At 41.3% G+C, this 21,516-nt stretch carries 24 protein-coding genes; 19 read left to right on the top strand and 5 right to left on the bottom strand.

Going from position 1 to position 21,516, the window contains the following annotated elements; all coding sequences use genetic code 11:
• The first annotated feature begins 11 nt into the window (after positions 1-11).
• The 7 genes from NSQ43_RS11510 (at position 12) to NSQ43_RS11480 (ending at position 7,270) form a co-directional block, all read left to right on the top strand.
• On the top strand, positions 12-3,173 hold the full coding sequence (locus NSQ43_RS11510; protein WP_339250327.1) for an HsdR family type I site-specific deoxyribonuclease: 3,162 nt from the start codon (positions 12-14) through the stop codon (positions 3,171-3,173).
• 230 nt (positions 3,174-3,403) lie between these two features.
• Complete coding sequence (locus NSQ43_RS11505; protein ID WP_339250325.1) at positions 3,404-3,751, top strand: metalloregulator ArsR/SmtB family transcription factor; 348 nt, start codon at positions 3,404-3,406, stop codon at positions 3,749-3,751.
• Positions 3,752-3,766: 15 nt separating this feature from the next.
• The gene (locus NSQ43_RS11500; RefSeq protein ID WP_339250323.1) at positions 3,767-5,065 is read left to right on the top strand and encodes an arsenic transporter; all 1,299 of its coding nucleotides are present in this window, start codon (positions 3,767-3,769) and stop codon (positions 5,063-5,065) included.
• A gap of 24 nt (positions 5,066-5,089) precedes the next feature.
• The gene (gene arsC / locus NSQ43_RS11495; RefSeq protein WP_339250322.1) at positions 5,090-5,509 is read left to right on the top strand and encodes an arsenate reductase (thioredoxin); all 420 of its coding nucleotides are present in this window, start codon (positions 5,090-5,092) and stop codon (positions 5,507-5,509) included.
• A 503-nt stretch (positions 5,510-6,012) separates the two neighbouring features.
• Positions 6,013-6,450: a hypothetical protein gene (locus NSQ43_RS11490; protein ID WP_339250320.1), complete on the top strand. Its 438-nt coding sequence runs from the start codon at positions 6,013-6,015 to the stop codon at positions 6,448-6,450.
• A 181-nt stretch (positions 6,451-6,631) separates the two neighbouring features.
• On the top strand, positions 6,632-6,925 hold the full coding sequence (locus NSQ43_RS11485) for a hypothetical protein (protein WP_339250319.1): 294 nt from the start codon (positions 6,632-6,634) through the stop codon (positions 6,923-6,925).
• Positions 6,926-7,003: 78 nt separating this feature from the next.
• A complete protein-coding gene (locus tag NSQ43_RS11480; protein WP_339250317.1) occupies positions 7,004-7,270 on the top strand; it encodes a hypothetical protein in 267 nt (88 codons plus the stop codon).
• A gap of 74 nt (positions 7,271-7,344) precedes the next feature.
• Here the strand turns inward: NSQ43_RS11480 and NSQ43_RS11475 are convergent, their stop codons facing one another.
• Complete coding sequence (locus NSQ43_RS11475; protein WP_339250315.1) at positions 7,345-7,701, bottom strand: hypothetical protein; 357 nt, start codon at positions 7,699-7,701, stop codon at positions 7,345-7,347.
• 153 nt (positions 7,702-7,854) lie between these two features.
• On the opposite strand from NSQ43_RS11475, the gene NSQ43_RS11470 reads away from it, so the two are divergent.
• The 7 genes from NSQ43_RS11470 to NSQ43_RS11440 all read left to right on the top strand — a co-directional run bounded on the left by NSQ43_RS11470 (position 7,855) and on the right by NSQ43_RS11440 (position 11,793).
• The gene (locus NSQ43_RS11470) at positions 7,855-8,073 is read left to right on the top strand and encodes a DUF1659 domain-containing protein (RefSeq protein ID WP_339250313.1); all 219 of its coding nucleotides are present in this window, start codon (positions 7,855-7,857) and stop codon (positions 8,071-8,073) included.
• Positions 8,074-8,099: 26 nt separating this feature from the next.
• Positions 8,100-8,318, top strand: coding sequence for a DUF2922 domain-containing protein (locus NSQ43_RS11465; protein WP_339250311.1), 219 nt, complete (start codon positions 8,100-8,102; stop codon positions 8,316-8,318).
• A gap of 98 nt (positions 8,319-8,416) precedes the next feature.
• Positions 8,417-8,515, top strand: coding sequence for a YvrJ family protein (locus NSQ43_RS11460; protein ID WP_339254892.1), 99 nt, complete (start codon positions 8,417-8,419; stop codon positions 8,513-8,515).
• Between the two features lie 196 nt (positions 8,516-8,711).
• On the top strand, positions 8,712-9,152 hold the full coding sequence (locus NSQ43_RS11455) for a MarR family transcriptional regulator (protein ID WP_339250309.1): 441 nt from the start codon (positions 8,712-8,714) through the stop codon (positions 9,150-9,152).
• 53 nt (positions 9,153-9,205) lie between these two features.
• Complete coding sequence (locus NSQ43_RS11450) at positions 9,206-10,150, top strand: ring-cleaving dioxygenase (RefSeq protein WP_339250307.1); 945 nt, start codon at positions 9,206-9,208, stop codon at positions 10,148-10,150.
• A gap of 2 nt (positions 10,151-10,152) precedes the next feature.
• The gene (locus NSQ43_RS11445) at positions 10,153-11,208 is read left to right on the top strand and encodes an LLM class flavin-dependent oxidoreductase (protein ID WP_339250306.1); all 1,056 of its coding nucleotides are present in this window, start codon (positions 10,153-10,155) and stop codon (positions 11,206-11,208) included.
• An 18-nt stretch (positions 11,209-11,226) separates the two neighbouring features.
• Entirely contained in the window at positions 11,227-11,793 is a 567-nt protein-coding gene (locus NSQ43_RS11440) for an NADPH-dependent FMN reductase (protein WP_339250304.1), read from the top strand.
• Between the two features lie 68 nt (positions 11,794-11,861).
• Here NSQ43_RS11440 and NSQ43_RS11435 read toward each other — a convergent pair whose 3' ends face one another.
• From NSQ43_RS11435 to NSQ43_RS11425, 3 genes are all read right to left on the bottom strand, one after another.
• Positions 11,862-12,608 (bottom strand): amino acid ABC transporter ATP-binding protein, encoded by a 747-nt coding sequence (locus NSQ43_RS11435; RefSeq protein ID WP_339250302.1) that lies wholly within the window; start codon positions 12,606-12,608, stop codon positions 11,862-11,864.
• Positions 12,609-12,763: 155 nt separating this feature from the next.
• Positions 12,764-13,426, bottom strand: a complete 663-nt coding sequence (locus NSQ43_RS11430; RefSeq protein WP_339250300.1) for an amino acid ABC transporter permease — start codon at positions 13,424-13,426, stop codon at positions 12,764-12,766.
• A 36-nt stretch (positions 13,427-13,462) separates the two neighbouring features.
• Positions 13,463-14,245: an amino acid ABC transporter substrate-binding protein gene (locus tag NSQ43_RS11425; RefSeq protein ID WP_339250298.1), complete on the bottom strand. Its 783-nt coding sequence runs from the start codon at positions 14,243-14,245 to the stop codon at positions 13,463-13,465.
• Positions 14,246-14,467: 222 nt separating this feature from the next.
• On the opposite strand from NSQ43_RS11425, the gene NSQ43_RS11420 reads away from it, so the two are divergent.
• From NSQ43_RS11420 to NSQ43_RS11410, 3 genes are all read left to right on the top strand, one after another.
• Positions 14,468-14,767 carry a hypothetical protein gene (locus tag NSQ43_RS11420; protein ID WP_339250296.1) on the top strand — a complete coding sequence of 100 codons (300 nt, stop codon included), beginning with the start codon at positions 14,468-14,470 and terminating at the stop codon, positions 14,765-14,767.
• A 164-nt stretch (positions 14,768-14,931) separates the two neighbouring features.
• Positions 14,932-15,969 (top strand): IS1595 family transposase, encoded by a 1,038-nt coding sequence (locus NSQ43_RS11415; protein ID WP_339250294.1) that lies wholly within the window; start codon positions 14,932-14,934, stop codon positions 15,967-15,969.
• Positions 15,970-16,065: 96 nt separating this feature from the next.
• Positions 16,066-16,602 carry a hypothetical protein gene (locus NSQ43_RS11410; protein ID WP_339250293.1) on the top strand — a complete coding sequence of 179 codons (537 nt, stop codon included), beginning with the start codon at positions 16,066-16,068 and terminating at the stop codon, positions 16,600-16,602.
• A gap of 128 nt (positions 16,603-16,730) precedes the next feature.
• Here NSQ43_RS11410 and NSQ43_RS11405 read toward each other — a convergent pair whose 3' ends face one another.
• A complete protein-coding gene (locus NSQ43_RS11405) occupies positions 16,731-18,464 on the bottom strand; it encodes an ABC transporter ATP-binding protein (protein ID WP_339250291.1) in 1,734 nt (577 codons plus the stop codon).
• Between the two features lie 176 nt (positions 18,465-18,640).
• Between NSQ43_RS11405 and NSQ43_RS11400 the strand changes: the two genes are divergently transcribed.
• Positions 18,641-20,002: an ABC transporter permease gene (locus tag NSQ43_RS11400; protein WP_339254891.1), complete on the top strand. Its 1,362-nt coding sequence runs from the start codon at positions 18,641-18,643 to the stop codon at positions 20,000-20,002.
• A 13-nt stretch (positions 20,003-20,015) separates the two neighbouring features.
• Positions 20,016-21,512: an ABC transporter permease gene (locus NSQ43_RS11395; protein ID WP_339250289.1), complete on the top strand. Its 1,497-nt coding sequence runs from the start codon at positions 20,016-20,018 to the stop codon at positions 21,510-21,512.
• Positions 21,513-21,516: the final 4 nt, after the last annotated feature.

Raw genomic sequence — 21,516 nt, 5'->3', positions numbered from 1 at the left:
GAGGGGGAACCATGACAAAGATTTCACACAACGACGAAGCTGAAGTTGAGCGCCGCCTCATTGAAGTCCTTGGGGAAGGGCATAATCAGTGGAATTATCGGCCGGATTTGAAGTCGGAAGATGATTTATGGCGGAATTTACGGAAAATCATTACGCAAAATAACTTGTCGGAAATTGGTGAGCAACCGATTACGGATAAGGAATTTGATACGTTGAAAACGGAGTTGCTTTTGCGGACGCAAACTCCTTTTGAAGCTGCGAAATGGCTAAAAGGGGAGAATGGGATTGCGCGGATTACGATTGAACGTGAAGATGTTTCCTTAGGATCCATGTCGTTGGTGCTGTATTCGAACCAGGACATTGGCGGGGGGATTTCTACATATGAAATTGTTCATCAGATCGTGAAGAAGCGGGCGAATCTTGACGATCGTGATCGCCGATTCGATGTGACTCTTCTTATAAACGGATTGCCGATTGTGCAGATTGAATTGAAGCAAGTGACGGCGAAGGATGGAGTATTCCAGTCGTTTAACCAAATCAAGAAGTACGCGGAAGAAGGTTTATTCAGGAATAATATCTTTTCCACCCTTCAACTATTTGTCGTTTCAAACGAACAGACGACGCGTTATTTTGCGAACGCGATGCCGAAAGACATGCATAAGAAATTCCTTTTCAGTTGGCGGACGACGGACAATCGGAAAGTGGAAAATCTTTATGAATTTGTGAAACAAGTATTGAATATACCGGATGCGCATAGGTTGATCGCCAATTATACGATTGTCAGTGAGGATCAGGACAATAAAGCGTTGATGATCTTAAAACCGTATCAGATTCATGCGATTGAGGCGTTATACAAATCAGCTGCAATGCATAAGTCCGGCTATATTTGGCATGCAACCGGTTCAGGAAAAACGCTGACGAGTTTTGTCTCGACGAAATTATTAGCGCGGAAGCCGGGAATTGACCGGACGATTATGCTCATTGACCGAAAAGATTTGGACAATCAGACGACGACCGAATTTACGAAGTTCGCTTCTGAGTTCAATACGGGTATTTCCTCAGGCAATGCGAGGTCTAATAGTTTAATTGTCGGAACGGGTAGTTCGAGGGAATTAAGTAATACGCTGCTTTCTGATACGAATTCCAATACAGTCATCATCACGACACGACAAAAATTAGAAGCAGCATTGCGTTATGCAGAGAAGCAAGAAGAGCAAAAAGGTACTCACCGTTTCAAGAAATTGATGGGGCAGCATATTGTCTTTATCGTCGATGAATGCCATCGGGCGCTAAGCGCTGAAGGGATGGAAGTGATCAAGGGATTCTTCCCGAATTCCACTTGGTTCGGCTTTACAGGTACACCGATTTTTGAAGTGAATAAGAAGCAGGCGAAGGGCCAATTGGCTCGGACGACTCATGAGCAATACGGCGAAGTGCTGCACACGTATACGATCAAGAATGCGCTGGAAGACAAAGCGGTATTAGGTTTCCAAGTCGAGCATGAAGATACGATCGAACCGACATCGCTGAATAATTATATATTTGACCAACTACGGACAAATGAACGATATGACAATCTTAGTGCCGATGAGCTTAATGAAGTAATTGACAAAATGGATGGAATCGAAAAGGAAACCTATATTAATCCTTCATCCTATGAAAAAGATGAGCATATCCGAAAGGTCATCCGTAAGATTTTCCGTCCGGACAATGCGTATGTCAAATTTGACTTCGTAAATGGCCGGCCCCAAAAATCCGCCATTTTAACGACAAGTTCGATCGAAATGGCGAAACGCTACTATAATGCGATTAAAGAAATGACGAAGGATCCGGAATGGTTGACGAATGTTTTTGCTGATCATCCGATCCGGACGGGTCGTACGATTGATGATCCCGATTTCCCGCGTATTGCGATTACGTATTCGCTGCAGGAAAACGAAGTTGATTCCAAACAAGCGCAAGACGAGATGAAGGAAATCATTAGCGATTATAATGATTACTATGATACTGCCTGGTCCATCGAGGATATTGAACGCTACAATGGCGATATCAATAATCGACTTGCAAGGAAGCGAGCGGAGTTCAAGGAGTTCGGCAAGCAGATCGATATGGTCATCGTTGTTGACCGATTATTGACAGGGTTTGATGCACCTACAATCCAGACGTTGTTTGTCGATAGGAATTTGAGTTACGCCAATTTGATACAAGCCTTTTCAAGGACGAATCGGACGTATCCGGGGAAGACGAAGGGGTTAATCGTCACATTCCGAAAGCCTTCCACGATGGAGAAAAATGTAGAAGACGCAACAAAGTTATACTCACAGGCACAAGAGGAATCCGGTCTTATCTATCCAACGTACGGTGATTCAAAGAAACGCTTCAAAAAAGCTCATAGTTCTTTGGAGAAAATAGTTCAGAACCCGACCGATATAGACGAGAATTCTTCGGTAGAAATGCGAATTGAGTTTGTTAAAGCATTCCAAGAGCTGAACAATGCCTATGAAGCCTTAGTGACTTACGATGATTACAATGATGAAATGGAGAAATCGAAAGCGCTGAAGGATCAGGTGAAGACGTTGGAAGCTTATATCGGCGTTTACAACACTGTGAAAGGTTCGCTGGTGGATGAAAGAGATGGAGGAGATGGGGATGAACCTGATTTCTCGGAAATCGAGTTCTACGGGGAGAACGCCATTAAAATCTATGATATCGACTCCACTTACATCGACCGGCTGCTTGAAACGTACTCTGCAAACAACAAGAATATCCGTGATGAAATTGAAAAAGCGCTTCAAAAGCTACAAAAGCCGGAAAGTGTCAAGGATGTCTACCGTTCGATGTTAAACGCCATCGATGATGAAGGAATTGAGCACGAAGAGGACATTCTTGCTGTGAAAAGACGCTATTTCACAAATGCATATGATTCGGCAATTGGAAGATTTGCCGATACATGGTACGTGAAAGAAAGCGAGCTGTATTCATCCGCAATCCAATATGTCGTCGGTACAGAACCAATTCCGAATATCGGTGGAATCATAAATAGTAAGGAATTTGATAAGTATAAAGAGGTTCATCCAGATGCAAAACCATTGAAGTACGGACCGGAAATGAAACGTCAATGGAGAAAGACGTTAGATGAGGTTGTTGTACCTTTGAATGATGAATTGCGGTGAGGTGCCTGTGTTTTAAAAGGTGCCTACGCGACAAACAATTCAATCAATAAAACACAACTTCATTGAGCGGGGATTTAAGCTTGAACTGCCATAACGATACGGAATGAATAAAAGAGACTGCGATTTGCAGTCTTTTTTAATTTCTTATTGGTGGTTCAATCGATTAAAAAAATGCACTTGCTTATATAAGCATATGATTATATGATTGTGAAGAACTGGAGGGATGGTCTGTGGATAAAAATGAAAATACGAATTTACAAAGGGCATCACAACTATTAAAATTGCTTGGTGATCCGACACGTTTAACGATGATGAAATTACTCAAGTCACATGAATGTTGTGTTTGTGAATTTGTTGAGATTTTTAAGATGAGTCAGCCTGCGATTAGCCAGCACTTGCGGAAACTTAGAGATATCAAGTTAGTTGAAGAAGAACGCAGAGGGCAATGGGTTTTCTTCTCGATTAATGAAAGTCATGAAGATTATGCATTTATTAATAGCATCCTTGAGCATCTTCCAAAGCAGGATCAATCAATTGCTGAGTTAGAGGCACAAGGACTTCGTGTTTGTTGTCAATAAGGAGGAGAAGGTACGTTGGTTTCGGTTATTATCGCATCATTGATTTTTATAATCACACTTATTTTTGTTATTTGGCAGCCTAGAAATTTATCGATTGGATGGTCTGCTTGTATTGGAGCAATTATTGCTTTGTTAGTAGGAGTAGTTGATTTTCAAGATGTTATTGATGTAACAGGAATTGTTTGGAATGCTACTCTTGCTTTCATCGCCATCATTATTATCTCTTTAATCTTAGACGAAATTGGTTTCTTCGAGTGGTCCGCGTTACATATGGCGAGATTAGCAAAGGGCAGCGGTATTCGCATGTTTGTTTATGTCAGTATCCTTGGAGCGATTGTGGCAGCCTTGTTCGCAAACGATGGAGCAGCACTTATTTTAACTCCAATTGTACTTGCGATGGTACGTAATCTGAATTTCAGTGATAAGATGATTTTTCCATTCATTATTGCAAGTGGTTTTATTGCAGATACCACTTCGTTGCCGTTAGTTGTAAGTAACTTGGTTAATATTGTTTCAGCGGACTTTTTCGGTATCGGATTTGTCGAATATGCATCCCGAATGATTGTTCCCAATTTATTTTCACTAAGTGCGAGTATTTTAGTGCTGTATTTATTCTTCCGTAAGAGTATCCCGAGAGACTATAAAGTATCAGATATAAAAGAACCGAAAGATGCCATAAAAGATGGAAAAATGTTTCGGCTTTCTTGGGTAGTATTAGGTATTTTGCTTATCGGTTATTTCTCGAGTGGAATTACGGGGCTTCCTGTTTCAATAGTCGTTGGGATAATGGCTATATTCTTTATGATTATGGCACAAAGAAGTCCAGCTGTTCACACAAAGCAAGTACTAAAAGGGGCACCTTGGGCCATTGTATTCTTTTCTATAGGGATGTACGTAGTCGTCTATGGGTTGCGAAATGTTGGTCTGACCAGTGTTTTAGCTGACCTTATTCAATTGGCAGCAGATCAAGGCTTGTTTATAGGAACGATTTCAATGGGCTTTATTGCTGCGATTTTGTCGTCAATCATGAATAATATGCCAACAGTAATGATCAACGCCTTAGCCATTGCAGATACGAATACTACAGGGTCGATTCGTGAGGCTTTGATCTATGCAAATGTCATCGGTTCAGATTTAGGTCCAAAAATTACACCAATCGGTTCATTGGCCACTTTATTATGGTTGCATGTCTTATCACAAAAAGGTGTGAAAATATCTTGGGGTACCTATTTTAAAACAGGTATTATCTTAACAGTACCTACACTCCTAATTACACTAATTGGACTGTATTTATGGTTATCACTTATACACTAAAACACTACAGAGGGGATTTTCATTATGCCGAAGAAAACACTATATTTCTTATGTACAGGCAACTCATGCCGTAGCCAAATGGCTGAGGGATGGGGAAAAAAATATCTTGGTGAAGAATGGCAAGTTCTTAGTGCAGGAATTGAAGCACATGGAGTCAATCCGAATGCAATTAGAGCGATGGATGAGGTCGGGGTCGACATTTCAAATCAAATTTCGGATATTATCGATACACAAATCTTGAATGATGCAGATTTCGTCGTAACGCTTTGTGGAGATGCTGCTGATAAGTGTCCGATGACACCCTCACATGTTAAACGTGCCCATTGGGGGTTTGATGACCCAGCAAAGGCAGAAGGAACGGATGAAGAAAAGTGGGCATTTTTCCAACGGGTACGTGATGAAATCGGTGCAAGGATTGAACACTTCGCTAAAACTGGTGAATAAGGGTCATTGGCATGGGTTTCGAATCCATTATCAGTGACGGACAGAACCAATTCCGAATATCTGCGGGATTATTATTAATAGTAAAGAGTTTGATAAGTATAAAGAGGTTCATCCGGATGCGAAGCCGTTGAGATATGGGGCGGAAATGAAGCGGCAATGGAGAAAGACGTTAGATGAGGTTGTTGTACCATTGAATGATGAATTGCGGTGAATAGACTTACATGTTCCTGACATCCCAAATCTATTCATTTCACTTAAAGGTTTATTTTAAGTATAATAGGAATATACTAAAAGAGAGAAGCGCAAGCTGCCTCTCCCTGCAACCTATACCGTCAGGGTGGTGGTTGTCAAAACTTTATTTTTTTGCGTGAACCACCCTTTGGCTTGCTACGGCGTAGGGTGGTTTTCTTGTGTTCTAAAACGTGTATCCGGAAGCAGATTGTTTGAACAAAGAAATGAGACTTTATTTGATAAGTATCGTCTAATTCTAAGGGGTGTAATGTTTGAAAAGGATTGCTACTTTTACATTTTTTGTCGTATTGTGTTTTGCATTAATTGGCTGTAATCAAGAAAAAAGTTTAAAAGCATCAAAAGAAATAGAAGCAGAGACACCACAAAATAAACATATTGAAATGAAACCGTTTACAGTTGAAGAACGCCAAAGTGAAGGATATAAAAGTATAAAAGAAGTTGTGAAATCACATGAAATAGAGACCGTTGTCGAAATAATTGAAAACGCAGGATGGGAAGAAAACATTGAGGTGGAAATGGCTTTTCCTCCTGAATATCGTTTTAGCTTGGGCTCGATCAATTATGCAATATGGGTAACTCCAAATAGGGATAGATTAGAGATAATTGCAGAAGGTCAGGCAAAATATATAAAAATGCCAATAAAGGACTCGGAAATTCTATTTAAAATAATTACTGGAAAAGGACTTTAAAGTAGATAACAGTTATAGAGTAGTGGGCTTAGTTCTTAGTTGAACAAGAATTAAATTACACATATAAATCAGGTAGAGAGGAAAGGTGGGGAATAGCATGAAAAAGGGGGTTATATTGTTTTTATAGGTAGTAAGTATTCTCTTAAACGTATACCATTTTGGGAAGGATTATTGGTTAGGGATGTACACGCCGAATGATAAGGATCAGATTATTTTGAGCGAGATGGTGCAGCTTGTCGTTGAAAGTGAAGAGTATCAAAAGCTTACTGAGACGGATAAGATTCGTGCCATTGCTACAGGTGTGGATCGAAATAAGGGAGGGGGTTATCCGTATTTTTACGGGGTCTCGGTTAGGACAGACAAGCAAACCTATCTCTTCAGCTGTCAGGACAAAACGTGTTCGAAGATGGGAATAGGCGGTTGGACATATTCTAGATACAGTGAAAACGAACCTGAGTTACCGCTAAAAGAATAGGTAGTAACAGCATCATTTGTCTGATATGTAATTCCCTAATGTGTAATAATAAAGAAAATTGAAAGCGGTGGTGATTTTATGAGATATATTGAATCATCAGAAGAGCTTATGAATCGCATTGCAAATATGAATCGTGATAATTCGGTCTTACAATTTTCTCTTCCTGGGAAGGGAAGGTTCACCCTTGTACTTCAGGAAGAGGATGAAGTTTCTATTAAATCCGATGTTGAAAAGAATCCTTTACTTAAACAAATGATAGAAGAAAGCAATAAAGAATATAAATTAGGAAAAGGAATGTCAACTTCTGAACTTTTAAAATCTCTTTCCGCAAAGGATTTTGAATGAGTAAAAATGTTATCTGGTCACCTTCTATAAGGGAAAGGCTCCAGCAGTCGTAAGGAACTGAAACAAGTGGAAATTCAATGGGGACCAGAATTCAGATACAGTTCCAGTAACTCTTCAGTCCGGTTTTTCAATCGTACATTCAAATAACGTCGCTGCTCTTCCCGTCCGTGGTATAGAAATATGTATGTAGTAAACATATCTCCCATGTCGCCTCGTAGTAGCTTCATTTTGTTTTGACGTAAATAGTCCGATGACTCCTTCATTTCAGTTTGGACAGCATTGATAGCATGATTGGTCAGCTTTATATATGGTGCTTGTAATTTAAAGATACCCGTTTCGAAAGTTTGCTGGTCTTTAGCCAATATAGTTAGAACCATAGGAAGGTAAATCATATTTTCAAAATGTGGAAGGGCCTCTTGTGGGATGAGCATTAGATCATCGCTCCTTCATTGTGCTTGGTTTCATTATAGGGAATGTATGTTCGTTTTTCAAGGAGTATAAAATCTTTTTAAAAAAGATTCTAGAAGTCAGTATCCTTTTCCCCTTTTCGAGTCTATATAGTATGTGAAAGGAGGGGAAAGCAGATGGCATCGATCGAATTCAGAAATGCAGTTGGAAAGGTGTACTTCGATGGCGGGATTACGCATGATGGGAAATTGATCAAGAAAACAAAGTCCTACCGCGGCATCGCAGAAGGGGTGACGGCTGACAGCCTATACATTGCCCTTACACAATTGGCACAGCTCTCCGAATATCCATTAATCGGAGCAGAACGAGTAGAAACAGCAGAACTTATGAACTAATACTAATTCGAAAGGGGAAATGAGGAATGGCGAAAACATTACAATTGAACTTCATGACTGCTGCGGGACGACAGACATCCCTAACAGTGGACGAGCCACGCGCTGATTTGACACCAGAAGAAGTAGAAGCAGCCATGCAGGAAATTATCGATTCGCAAGTGTTCGAAGTGGATGGCTCTTTTCTTGCGACTGTAAGAGGTGCTCGCATTATCGAGCGTACAGTTGACGAACTTGTAAAAGCATAACAAAAATGGCTCTCCAGCTTGGCTGGGGAGCCTTTTCATTACAATAAATTAGAGGGGGCATATTCAAAATGGAACAATTGCTAAATTTGATATAGCAAATCGGATTCCCGATTTTTGTATCCTTTTATCCCTTGCACCGGCTTGAAACGAAACTTGAGGCCATACACAATGCGCTTGTTTCATTGAAGGTGAAGTGAATTTCTCGTATAAGTTAATAATTGTTAAAACGTGAAAAGTATTCTTTTGTTGCACGAGGTATCTTTACAAATTAAGAAACAAGAATGACATGTACTTTGGCATTCTTGTTTTTTTGTCTTGATTTCAAGACGTTTTTATTGCTGTTTTATCATGTGAGTGGTAAAGTGATACTGACGAAAGGGGAGTGAAGCCGTTTTGAATAAAAATACCCGTGGTTCATTAATATGGCTGCGTCTTGTTCGCTTTACGCATCAAAGCAACTTGCTTTCCAATGAATTTTTAAAGCAATTCGATTTAACGACTGCACAATTTGATGTATTGATGCAAATTTCAACTTATGAACCGTTAACTCAATGTGATTTAGCTGACAAGGTCACGGTAACCCAAGGGGGCATATCACGAATGCTGGCACGTCTTGAAAAAGAAGGACTTGTTGAACGTAAGCAGGAATGGAAGACAAAAACGATTTCTTTAACAAGCAAAGGTCGTGAAAAGTTGAATAATGCCTTTGATGCCCAACTTGCATTTCAGTCTTCATTCTTTGATGAAAGTCTAACCGAAGAAGAACAAAAAACATTATATTCACTAATTTCTCGTGTACAGAAAAATAGCGAAGAAAAAATGTCCAAGCGATAATTTTTTTTACTGCATCACTTGATTAGTCAAATAATAAAAGGAGGGAAATAGTTATGTATACAATTCCGGGTCATCATCATATTTCAATGATTACGAAAGAGGCTAATAAGAATAACCGATTTTACAAAGAAATACTTGGTTTACGTCGTGTGAAAATGACAGTAAACCAAGATTCGCCGACAATGTATCATTTATTTTACGGCGATCGAACAGGAAGTCCGGGGACGGAGTTATCTTTCTTTGAGATACCGGCCGCGGGACGCACATACCGAGGAACGAATGCCATCACCCAAATTGGTTTACTGGTACCGACGGAAGATAGCCTGTTGTATTGGAAGTCACGTTTTGAGGAATATGGTGTTCACCATGGTGACATAACAACGTACGCCAATAAACCTGCTCTACACTTTGAAGATCATGAGGGGCTTCGCATGGTACTTCTTGTATCAGAAGGCGCGAAAGTTAGCCATTGGGAGACATGGGGGAAATCAGCCGTTCCGGTGGAACACCAGATTCAAGGAATGGGTTCAGTGGAAATCACGGTGCGTAGACTTGAAAAATTAGCAAAAACGCTGACGGAAATGTTTGGGTACACAGAAGTATCCCGTTCGGAGGACGAGGCGATTTTCCAATCAGTTAGTGGTGAAGTGTTTGGCGAAATTGTTGTTAAATCTTTGGATGGGCCAACTGAAAAACCGGGACGCGGCAGCATTCATCACTTGGCGTTCCGTGTGAAAAATGATGAAGAGCTTTCTTACTGGGATGAGATAGTACGCACCCGAGGCTTCCATTCTTCCGGTATCGTGGATCGCTTTTACTTCAAGAGCCTATACTTCCGGGAGTCAAACGGCATACTATTCGAGATTGCGACAGATGGACCAGGTTTTACAATCGACGGGGATATCGAAACCCTTGGTGAACAATTGGATCTGCCTCCATTTTTAGAAAGTCGACGTGCTGAAATAGAAGAAATACTGCAACCAATCGAGGAGGACTAATAGTGGAACAATATCGAATCGACCCTTCAAAAGGGATGGAATTTGGACTTTATTCATTGGGTGATCTTATCCCGAATCCTTTGACTGGCGAGTGCCTTTCAGCCCAAACAAGAATTAACGAATTAATAGAAGCAAGTCAATTGGCGGAGCAAGCGGGAATCGATGTCTTCGGTGTCGGGGAAAGTCACCAAAGCTACTTTACAACACAAGCACATACCGTTGTCTTAGGTGCCATTGCACAAGCGACAAAAAAGATTAAAATCACAAGTTCTGCAACAGTGTTGAGTGTGTCTGACCCTGTGCGCGTATATGAAGACTTTGCGACAATCGACTTGATATCGGATGGACGGGCAGAAATTGTTGCTGGTCGTGGATCACGAGTAGGTGCCTATCAGCTCCTTGGTGTAGATTTGCAAGACTACGAAGAAATTTTCGAAGAGAAATTGGAACTGCTGAAAAAAATAAATGAAGAAGAATATATAACTTGGCAAGGACAATTCCGTGCACCATTACAAAATGCGCAGATTTTGCCGCAACCGAAAAATGGTTCACTTCCGATTTGGCGTGCAGTTGGGGGCCCGCCGGCAAGTGCCATTAAAGCTGGATATATGGGAATCCCGATGATGTTGACAACATTGGGTGGCCCAGCTATCAATTTTAAACCTTCAGTAGAAGCTTATCGCGAAGCGGCTCAGCGTAGTGGGTTCGAGCCGAATGATTTACCGATTGCGACAACAAGCTTGTTCTACGTTGCAGAAACGACAAAAGAAGCTCTTCAAGGTATGTACCCACATATTAATGGAGGTTTCCAAGCAATTCGTGGCGGCGGCTACCCGAAACAGCAATTCGCCCAAGCACCCGACACGCGTGATGCGTTAATGGTAGGGAGTAAGGAACAAATTATCGAAAAACTGCTTTATCAATATGAGCTTTACGGCATGCAGCGCTTTATGGCCCAAATTGACTTTGGTGGAGTACCATTTGAGAAAATCATGAAGAACATTGAAATTATCGGTAATGATATCATTCCGGCGATTAAGAAATACACGGTTCAATAAAGAATAGGTGGGAGTAAAATGAAAATTGTAGCGTTATCCGGCTCAATCGTCGGTTCGAAGACTAAGACTGCTATGCTGAAAACAATGGATATTCTTAAACAAAAGTATCCTGAACATGAAATCACGCTTCTTGATTTAGCTGAATATAAAGTGGAATTTAGTGATGGACGTAATTATTTCGAGTATGAAGGGGATACGAAATTCGTCACAGAAACTATAATGGCAGCGGATGCCATTATAATAGGGACGCCGGTATTCCAAGCATCCATTCCCGCAACACTTAAAAATATCTTTGACCTGTTGCCAGTCAATGCTTTCCGTGACAAGGTCGTCAGCATCGTCGTAACAGCCGGCACAGCAAAGCATTATTTGATGGTCGAGCAGCAGTTGAAACCGGTTTTGGCCTATATGAAGGCACATATCGTTCCGACTTATGTCTTCATTGAAGAAAAAGACTTTTTACGTAAGGAAATTGTCAACGATGATATCCTTTTCCGTTTGGAGCGACTAACAGAGGATACGGTGATGACAGTGGAAGCGTTCGAGGCCATTCGTAAGAAAAAAGATGAAGAATATGATTTTTAACACATTCCACGGAAAGAGTTAGTCTTATTCGACTGACTCTTTCTTTTTACATCTAAATGAATGTGATTTTACAGTTTCGTTCGATTGAGGAATTTTTTAGTCCGCTCCATTTTCGGTTGTACAAGAACATCCAAAGGATTTCCCGATTCAACGATTTCACCTTTATCCATGAAAAGAACTTTGTTTGCGACATCCCGCGCAAAGTCCATTTCATGCGTCACGATGATCATCGTCATATGCTCCTTAGCGAGATCTTTGATAACTGTAAGTACTTCGCCGGTCAATTCGGGATCAAGGGCGGAAGTAGGTTCATCAAATAATAGGATGTCGGGATTCCTCATTAAAGCCCTCGCAATTGCTACCCGTTGTTTTTGGCCACCGGAAAGTTTTGCCGGCAGCACATCTGCTTTATCCGAAAGACCGACTTTTTCAAGAAGCTCCAGGCTTGCCTTACGATTCTGTTTGGCATTTCCTTCCTTTAAAAGCTTTGGTGCGATTTCCAAATTCTCTACTACCGTTAAATGCGGGAAGAGATTGAAATGCTGAAACACCATACCCATACGGGATGTGATCTGTTTGATTTGTTTTGGGGATGAATAGATCCCTTCGTTTACGACGAACTCATCATTTACAGAGATGCTTCCACCGTCAATCTCTTCAAGGTGAATAAGGCTCCTAAGCATTGTACTTTTCCCAGAACCGGAAGGTCCAATTACAGCGATGACATCATTTTTATCAACATCAAAACTGATCTGTTTTAGCACTTGAAGTTGACCAAATGACTTCTTCAACTCTTTAACTTGTAAAATTGACATGACCTCACTCCTTTTTTGGTACCTGTGCAGCAGACAATTCAGTTTATACACTACAATTGCATAAATATGAAATCGAAACGTCGCAGAGGTAATACATGACTGTATAAATATTCAAATTGATTGAATTATCATGAATGTTTCTTGCACAGGTACCTTTACAATTCATATTGCAATCGGCGTTCCAACCATTTGAAGATAAATGTCAAGCAGATTGTGATGAGTAGATAAATGATGCCTGCTAATACAAACGGAATAATGGTGAAGTCACGATTGACCGCTGTTTGCGCATAGTGCAATAACTCCGGCACAGCTACCGCGTATAGCAAGGCTGTATCTTTCACCAGAGTGACCGATTCATTTGCAACTGCAGGCAAGGCAATACGAAACATTTGAGGTAACACAATATGAACAAGCGTCTGGATTTTATTTAAACCTAACACTTTTGAGGCTTCGTATTGACCTTTATCGATTGCAAGTAAGCCGCCCCGAAAAATCTCGGCAAAATAAGCGGCATAATTCAAGATAAAGCCTAAACATGCAGCAACAAATCTATCGATAACTAAATATTGACCAATGCCAGGTATATGAGGCAACCCAAAAACTAAGAAGAGAAGCTGCAATAAAAGCGGCGTTCCCCTCATTACGTAAATATATGAACTCGCAAGCCATGAGAGGGGCTTGATGGAACTTCTCACTGCCAATGTTAACAGGAATCCTAAAGGGATTGAAGCGATGATGGCGATGATAAATAATATAATTGTTGCACGAGCCCCTTCAAGCATTGGTAATAGTATGGAAACTAAATAATCAATCGTCATAATCTTGCACCCCCGTAAATCAGCGTACCAAACACTTTATTTTAAAATTTTATCTTCCCCGAACCATTTTTCAGAGATTGCGGAAGCAGTTCCGTCAGCATTCACTTTGTCGATAGCGGCTTGTAATTTCTCAAGCAATTCTTCATTGCCTTTTTTGACACCAATCCCATATAGTTCCGGTGCCAATGACTCTTCGATCACTTTAAAACTACCTTCTTCTTTAGCCATGTAATAATTGATGACGACTTCGTCAATGACTACAGCTTCCACCCGGCCAGCTTTCAAATCAGATAAGGCAAGTACGTTATCGGCGTATTCGGAAATGGATTTGATTTCACCGCTGATCGGATTGGCATTCAAGGCATCAGCCGCTGAAGATAGTGCTTGCAATCCTACAGCCTTTCCTTTTAGATCCTTTAAATTGGTGATATCAGAATTTTGTAATGTTGCAATGACTTGAGCATTTTTTAAATACGGCTTAGTAAATAGAACTTTCTTTTTACGTTCGTCGGTGATTGTATAACCATTCCATATAAGGTCAATTCGGCCGCTGCTTAATTCCGTTTCTTTCGTTTTCCAATCTATTGGCTGAAACTTAACTGTCATTCCCATTTCTTCTGCAACAGCTTCGGCGTATTCGATATCAAAGCCGGTCAGTTCATTATTCTCATCGCGGAACCCCATGGGTGCAAATTTATCATCGACACCGATGACGAGAGTATCCTTTTTCGATGCTGAATTGGAATTTGAACTTCCGCAACCAGTCAGAAATAGTACAGTGCTAAGTGAAACAATCAGAACCATCAATAACTTTTTCATTTTTTTCTCCCCTTTGTTGGTTAAAATACTTTATCGCTTTAGCGTGTTAAAGTAATTAATACTATATCATGGTTATCGGAGCATTAGAACCCCTCTTGAAATATCCGGAATACTTTGTATTCAGTGTATCCTTATAATGAAAATGTTTGCAGTCTTACATAAACGGTTATTAAATTAATTAAGACGATGAATTATTTGAAATGAAGAAAGGAGGATTCCGTAATGGATAAGAAATTTAATGAATTGTTTTCAGAAGAAGAACAGTGGAATGAGAGAAGGGGTAAGGAATTCAGAAATGAATTTGTTGAAAATGGTAAAGATACCGCAACCCCACTCCAAGCGCTTTCTGATAATACGAAAGACAGTGAACTTGGTCCGGAACCAAATGGAATGAATCCGGTGGATAAGTTAGAGAATGGGTTCTCTTTTCAGGAAGAGCCAAGTGAATTCCGTTCTCAAGGAGTAGCGCAGTTCGGGATTGAACCGAATGGGGTTAATCAGAACAATAAAAAAAACGAATAGTTTGTTGTGTACCTTTTAGACCTAAAAAAACCACTTTCCTGAAGAAAATGAGCAGGAAAGTGGTTTTTTATTCTTGGCTATGTTAAATATCTTTGTTGATATTTGATTAATTGGAAATAAATGTTCTATAATAGGAGTAAGAACGTTCATTCGGAGGAATTAGTATGAGGTTAAACGAAATAATAGCAGAAATCAAAAGGTTAAAACCCGCAGAGCAACATCGTTTAAAAGAATTCTTTATTACTTCACTTGCGTCATTCTATCCGAGTGAGCCAATATTCCAAGAAATAAATGAGCGTAAAAATAAAGAGGGATATACTTGTATTCATTGTAATTCCAAACAAGTAGTTAGGTTTGGCAGATATACAGTTAAGGTCGGGACAAAAGGTGTCGAACGCCAACGATATCGCTGTAAAGATTGCAGGAAAACATTTACGGATGTCACGAACACTCCCCTTTATCGCACCCATAAGCCTGAGAAATGGATAGAATTCATAAAGTGTATGTTAGAAGGCTATTCTCTTCGTAAATCGGCTGAACTTATCGGTGGTGTTCATTATGTTACTTTGTTTTACTGGAGGCACAAAGTCTTGTCTGCCCTAGAGCAAATGGACTTTAATGCTTTTTCAGGCATTGTGGAAATGGATGAAACATATTTCCTTTACTCCGAAAAGGGAAAGCGAGATATTCAGGACCGTAAACCACGGAAACGCGGTGGGTCATCAAGGTTCCGTGGTATCAGTCACGAGCAGGTTTGTGTCCTCGTTGCAAGAGACCGACAAAAAGCTACTTATTCAGGTGTTCTTGGAAGAGGGCGTATTGCCAAGACTCAGTTAGAGAAAGCCATAGGTTCAAAGTTATCATCAGACAACACGCTCTGTACTGATGCTTGGAGAGCTTTTTCTACCTATGCGAAAAGCAAAAGTATGGAGCATTACCGCTTCAAATCAGATGGAATTGAACGAGTAAAGGGCATATACCATATCCAAAACGTGAATAGCTATCACAGTCGATTAAAGAGCTGGATACAACGTTTCAATGGCGTGGCGACAAAATACCTCGACCATTATTTGAGTTGGTTTCAATTCCTCGAAATTGTGAAGCACAGAAGTGATGTTAGTTCCATAAGCAAAATGATAGTAGAAAGTTGTTTATTACCAATTAATGAAACTTATCACTCGTTAAGAACGTATGAATATTAAGATACTTTCGTTCGACAAAAGGAAAAATTCCTGGGTGAAGATTTTTTCTACTGCTTCGATTGAAGCAAAACTTCAAATATAAAGGAGGATATAGAGATGAATTTGAACAAGTATTTCATTTTATCGATTTTTGCTTTACTGCTAACCCTATCAGCGTGTTCATCCGCAAAGAACACAGCATCCAACGAAATGGAAGGGATAGAATTAGACTTAACCATCAATAAACAAGAATTCTCGCAAAACGATGAAATCATTGCAAAAGTAATTTTAACAAATCATAATGACTCGCCTAGAGAAATCTTTGTACCTATCCCAGTAGATACAGAAGAAGGAATATCTGCTGTAATGGTTGAAAAAAAAGACAAGATGCAGTGGCAATTGTTGAGTCCAGAAAATAAGCAAGACATATCCAACATAAAAGGGCGTTCGTTCTATGATTATGTGCTAGTTGAAATAGGTGCAAATGAAACTATTGAACAAGAGTTTGTTTGGAATAAGGAATTGTTAAACCAAGAAAGCGACGAAATCATAAAAGCGGATAATGGAGATTATATTTTAAGCACCTTTGTGATTTTGGATGAAATCAAAACTCAAGAAGAATATTACGAACCTGAAAAACAAAGTGATTTCTAAAATTAATTTCACAATTAAATGATAGTAAAATGCTAAAAGGACCCTAAACAAAAGGTCCTTTTTAATTCCTTCAATTTCAACAATACTATTTAACATAGCCTTATTCTTAAAAGGGTAGATAGGTATTTTTAAATTGCAACCCAATGTCCTTTTGACACTTCGACTAATTGGGCGTTTTGCAGGTTGTAGCGGTCTGCAGTGTTGCCTTCTTCCGGGATGTAGCGTTTTTTGTTTGCTTCGATCCGTGGATCTGGGATCGGGATTGCTGAGAGCAATGATTTTGTGTACGGGTGTAGCGGGTTACTGTACAGCTCTTCGCTTTCCGCGAGTTCGACGATTTTGCCGGCGTACATGACAGCGACACGGTCGCTTATATGCTTCACCATCGACAGGTCGTGGGCAATGAATAAATACGTTAGCCCCAGCCTATGTTGGAGATCCTCGAGCAAGTCGACGATCTGAGTTTGAATGGAGACGTCGAGTGCTGATAATGGCTCGTCGCAGACGATGAAGTCTGGTTCGACCGCTAATGCGCGGGCGATGCCGATACGTTGGCGCTGGCCACCTGAGAATTCATGAGGATACCGATTGGCATGCGCTGCTTCGAGGCCGACCATTTCGAGCAGTTCCTCTACACGTTTCCTTCGCTCTGTCTTTGAACTGCTCAATTTATGGATATCGAGCGCCTGCCCGATGATGTCGAGCACTTTGAAGCGCGGGTTCAGCGATGAGTAAGGATCCTGGAAAATCATCTGCATATGGCGGCGCATCGTTTTCATTTCATCTTTCGACAACCGGTTGACGGCGATTCCTTGGTAGAGGACGTCTCCTGAAGTCGGTTCATTAAGCCGCAAGATGGCACGGCCAGTCGTCGATTTGCCGGAGCCGGATTCGCCGACGAGTCCCAATGTTTCGCCTGGGCGTATGAAGAAGCTGATATCATTGACCGCTTTCGTCAATTCACCTTTTCCGCTGTCGAAATGCTGGCGTAGTGAATTCACTTGAACGAGTGGAATTGATGAATCTATACCTTCCTTAATACGTGGAGTACGTTTTGGCTTCTTTTTTTCATCAAGTCGTGGCAAGGCATTCAATAGTTTTTTCGTATATGGATGCTGCGGGTTTTCGAAAATCTCAAGTGTCGTGCCTGTTTCGACAATTTCCCCGTCTTTCATGACAACGACACGGTCGCACATTCCTGCGACGACACCAAAGTCGTGCGTAATGAGGATGATGGACGTGTCGAGACGATCTTGCATGCTCTTCATTAGTTCCAAAATTTGTGCTTGAATCGTGACGTCAAGTGCAGTTGTCGGCTCATCCGCTATTAAGAGGGAAGGCCTACACGCGAGCGCGATGGCTATCATGACACGTTGGCGCATGCCGCCTGAAAATTCGTGGGGATACTGATTGAATCGTTTCTCACTGTCTTTGATGCCGACAAGTTGCAATAGCTCGATCGCTTCTCTCTTTGCTTCCGCTTTGGATAATCCTCTGTGTTTCAGTAGACTTTCGGCAATTTGTTTTCCGACCCGGATAGTCGGGTTTAGAGAGGTCATCGGATCTTGGAAGATCATACCGATTTCTTTCCCACGGATGCTCTCCATTTCTTTCTCCGTTTTCAAGGAAAGGTCTTGCCCTTGAAATTCGATTTTTCCTTGCTTCATATAGGAAGGAGGGGAAGGCAGTAAACGCATGATAGAACGCGCAGTGACGCTTTTTCCACTACCGGATTCACCGACGATACCTAATGTTTCCCCTCTTTTCAATTCAAAACTGACGCCGCGTACTGCATCGAAATCTTTTTCCCTTCCGGCGAATGAAACATGCAGGTCTGACACTCTTAATATAGTATCCGACATTAAAGGTTCCCCCAATCGGTTATCAAAATAAGTTTAGTAAATTGACAACTTTTCTGTTTAGTTATAGTATAGTATACCGATAGGAATTATACAAGAATGGGCAGGAGGGAATTTGAATGAAACTGGGCATATCTGCCTTGCTCAAAAGAACTTATAATGAGGCGCATGGAAGGTCAATGTATCGATTCCTGCTCTATTTAACAGGATTGCCTCTCCATATACTCGTTTATCTCTTTTATTTATTGAAGAAAAAAGACCGTACATACGAAGCGACGATGGCAGATGTCCAAAGGGAGCTTACAGATGAAGGTCGGAAAGATCATTTATTCCACGAGTACAAAGATCAGTTGCTGCGTAAAGCGGAATTTTTCCAGCAGAAGAAAAATCCGAATGAAATTCGCCTTCAAGCAGAAAAATTGGCGGCCGAACGGTTTCAGCAAGAGGTTGGGCGACGGACCGATGAACGGCTTTCGCAAGTAGGTGTTCGTAAAGAGACGTATTCTTCGTACTTTTTATCACTCCTTGAACGGCCGATGTTCCTTCTCGCAACGCTTGTGCCGGGTGTCCTTATGTATGCTTGGCTGTTTCTGATCAGCAACCCGTTTTTGAAATATATAATGGAGCGACTCGTCCAAAGTGTGTTTGTCATTATTGGGGTAGGGATCCTCGTCTTTTCCATTCTTTATATTTCACCATTCGATCCCGCTTCTAACATTCTTGGAGAATCGGCGACGAAGGAACAGATTGCAGCGTTTAATCAAATCCATGGACTTGACCTGCCATATTTGCAGCAACTATGGAATGCACTGAAAGGAATTGCAACGTTCGATCTTGGTTCATCTTTTGCGGGCAATGAAGATATCGCGTCGAGTATTGCAAATAAATTCCCGATTACCCTTACGATTGCAATCTTCTCGGTCCTAATGGCTATTGTCATTGCAATCCCCGTCGGCATTTTGTCTGCGACTCGGCCGAATTCGTTTTTGGATACGACATTCATGTTCATTGCATTGTTAGGGCTATCGATTCCGAATTTCTGGCAAGGTCTGATCTTCATCTTGAATTTCTCGATCAAGCTTGGTTGGTTGTCAGCCACTTATACCCCGGGGAATGCATTATCGATCATCATGCCAGTTGTCGTTTTAGGAACTGGACTTACTGCTTCGATCGCAAGGATGATGCGGTCTTCGTTGCTTGAAATCATCCATGAGGACTACATCATTACGGCACGCGCGAAAGGGCTAACAAAGAGCCAGATGCTTTGGAAGCACGCAGTCGGAAATGCGATGATCCCAGTCATTACCGTTATCGGTCTCATGTTTGGGGGCATGTTAGGCGGCGCTGCTGTGACCGAGAAAGTATTCAATATTAAAGGGATCGGCAGCTACATCGTCGATAAGCAATTCATCCCGGACGTCCCGGCTATCATGGGCGGCGTCGTCTATATTGCAATTACGATTTCGCTCGTAAATTTGCTGATTGACATTTTGTACGCATTCCTCGATCCGCGGATCCGTTCGAAAATGAAACAAACATAAAGCAGGTGAAAAGATGGAAGAGAAGCTGAAAAATCGGCATGCATTGGCTGTATCAAAAGAATACCCGCAAGCGAATTTCACCTGGATCATTTCATTGGTCGTCGCGTTGATCTTCTTAGGGAACAGTTTCTCGTTCAAAACCGGGGAACTGAATACGATTGTTTTCGCAATATTCATCGCTTATTTAATAACAACTCTTTTACAGCTGTTTATCACATGGAAGATGAAAAGAGATCTGTTGAATAATAGTGAAATCCGCAGAGGGACTCGCCGGTTGGGGTATATACAGCTGCTTAGTTTAATGACAGGCAATATCTTCACGGCTGCGTTCGCATTTAATCTTATCAATAAACGGAAGACGCCCGAATATACATTCGCTGTCTACATGTTTTTGACCCAACTATTCGTCATAGCGATTTCGGCAGTGAATATTTTCAAACCATACGTCACGGACACGTTTCCAATTGCAATGCTTGTTTTGCTCGTCGTAGCCGTTTTCCATTTGGTGGTAATAATACTCGTGACGAGATCGGTAACAGATGTTAGTGCTCCACGGTGGATGGCAACAATAGCAGTCATCGTCATTCTCACTGCAGCAACGGGAAATTTGTTCGCGTTGCTATTAGGGTGGAGCCTTTTGCTTAAATCAATGAGCAAAGACCACTCGCGCATTATGAAATGGAATGTGATGTGGGAGAAGATTACGCGGAATTCGACAGCGACGTTAGGGATGTTTTTCATTATCCTAATGTTTTCGATTTCGGTTGTGAGCGAGTTCACGTTCGATTATTCACTTGCGGTCGAAAATGATTACGGCAACATCCTACAAACTCCAAACTTGGCCTATCCGTTCGGTACAGATAACTTCGGCCGAGACGTATTTACACGAATTATATTCGGCGCTAGGATTTCCTTGATTGTCGGATTTGCTTCAACGCTCATCCCGGCGGTAGTCGGTGGATTCCTTGGTGGAATCGCTGGTTATTACAGCAACCGGACAGATAATATGATCATGCGTGTGCTTGACGTGCTGTATGCGATTCCTGGAATCTTGCTTGCGATTGCCATTATTGCTGCGTTCGGTGCGAATACGGTGAACTTGATCATCGCGCTCAGCGTCGGGTCGATTCCGACATATGCGCGAACGATGCGGGCGAATGTCCTCATGGTGTCGAATTATGATTTCGTCGATTCGGCTCGTGCGCTCGGCACGTCGGATATGTCGATCATCTTTAAGCAAGTCGTTCCTAATTCGTTGGCACCGATGATCGTCAAGTCAACGCTGACTATAGGAGGAGCCGTTATTGCAACAAGTAGTTTGAGTTATTTAGGTCTTGGCGTCGAACCGCATATTCCTGAGTGGGGGAATATTTTGCGGGTAGGCAGTACGTATTTGGAATCCCATTCATATTTAGCGATTTTTCCAGGGTTAGCGATCATTTTGCTCGTCCTTTCCTTCAACTTTTTAGGGGACGGACTGAGAGATGCGCTTGACCCAAGACTTGATTAAGTGA

The sequence above is a fragment of the Sporosarcina sp. FSL W8-0480 genome (assembly GCF_037963765.1).
GTDB lineage: Bacteria > Bacillota > Bacilli > Bacillales_A > Planococcaceae > Sporosarcina.
The sequence above is the reverse complement of the archived record's forward strand: the minus strand, read 5'-3'. Positions and strand labels throughout refer to the sequence as shown.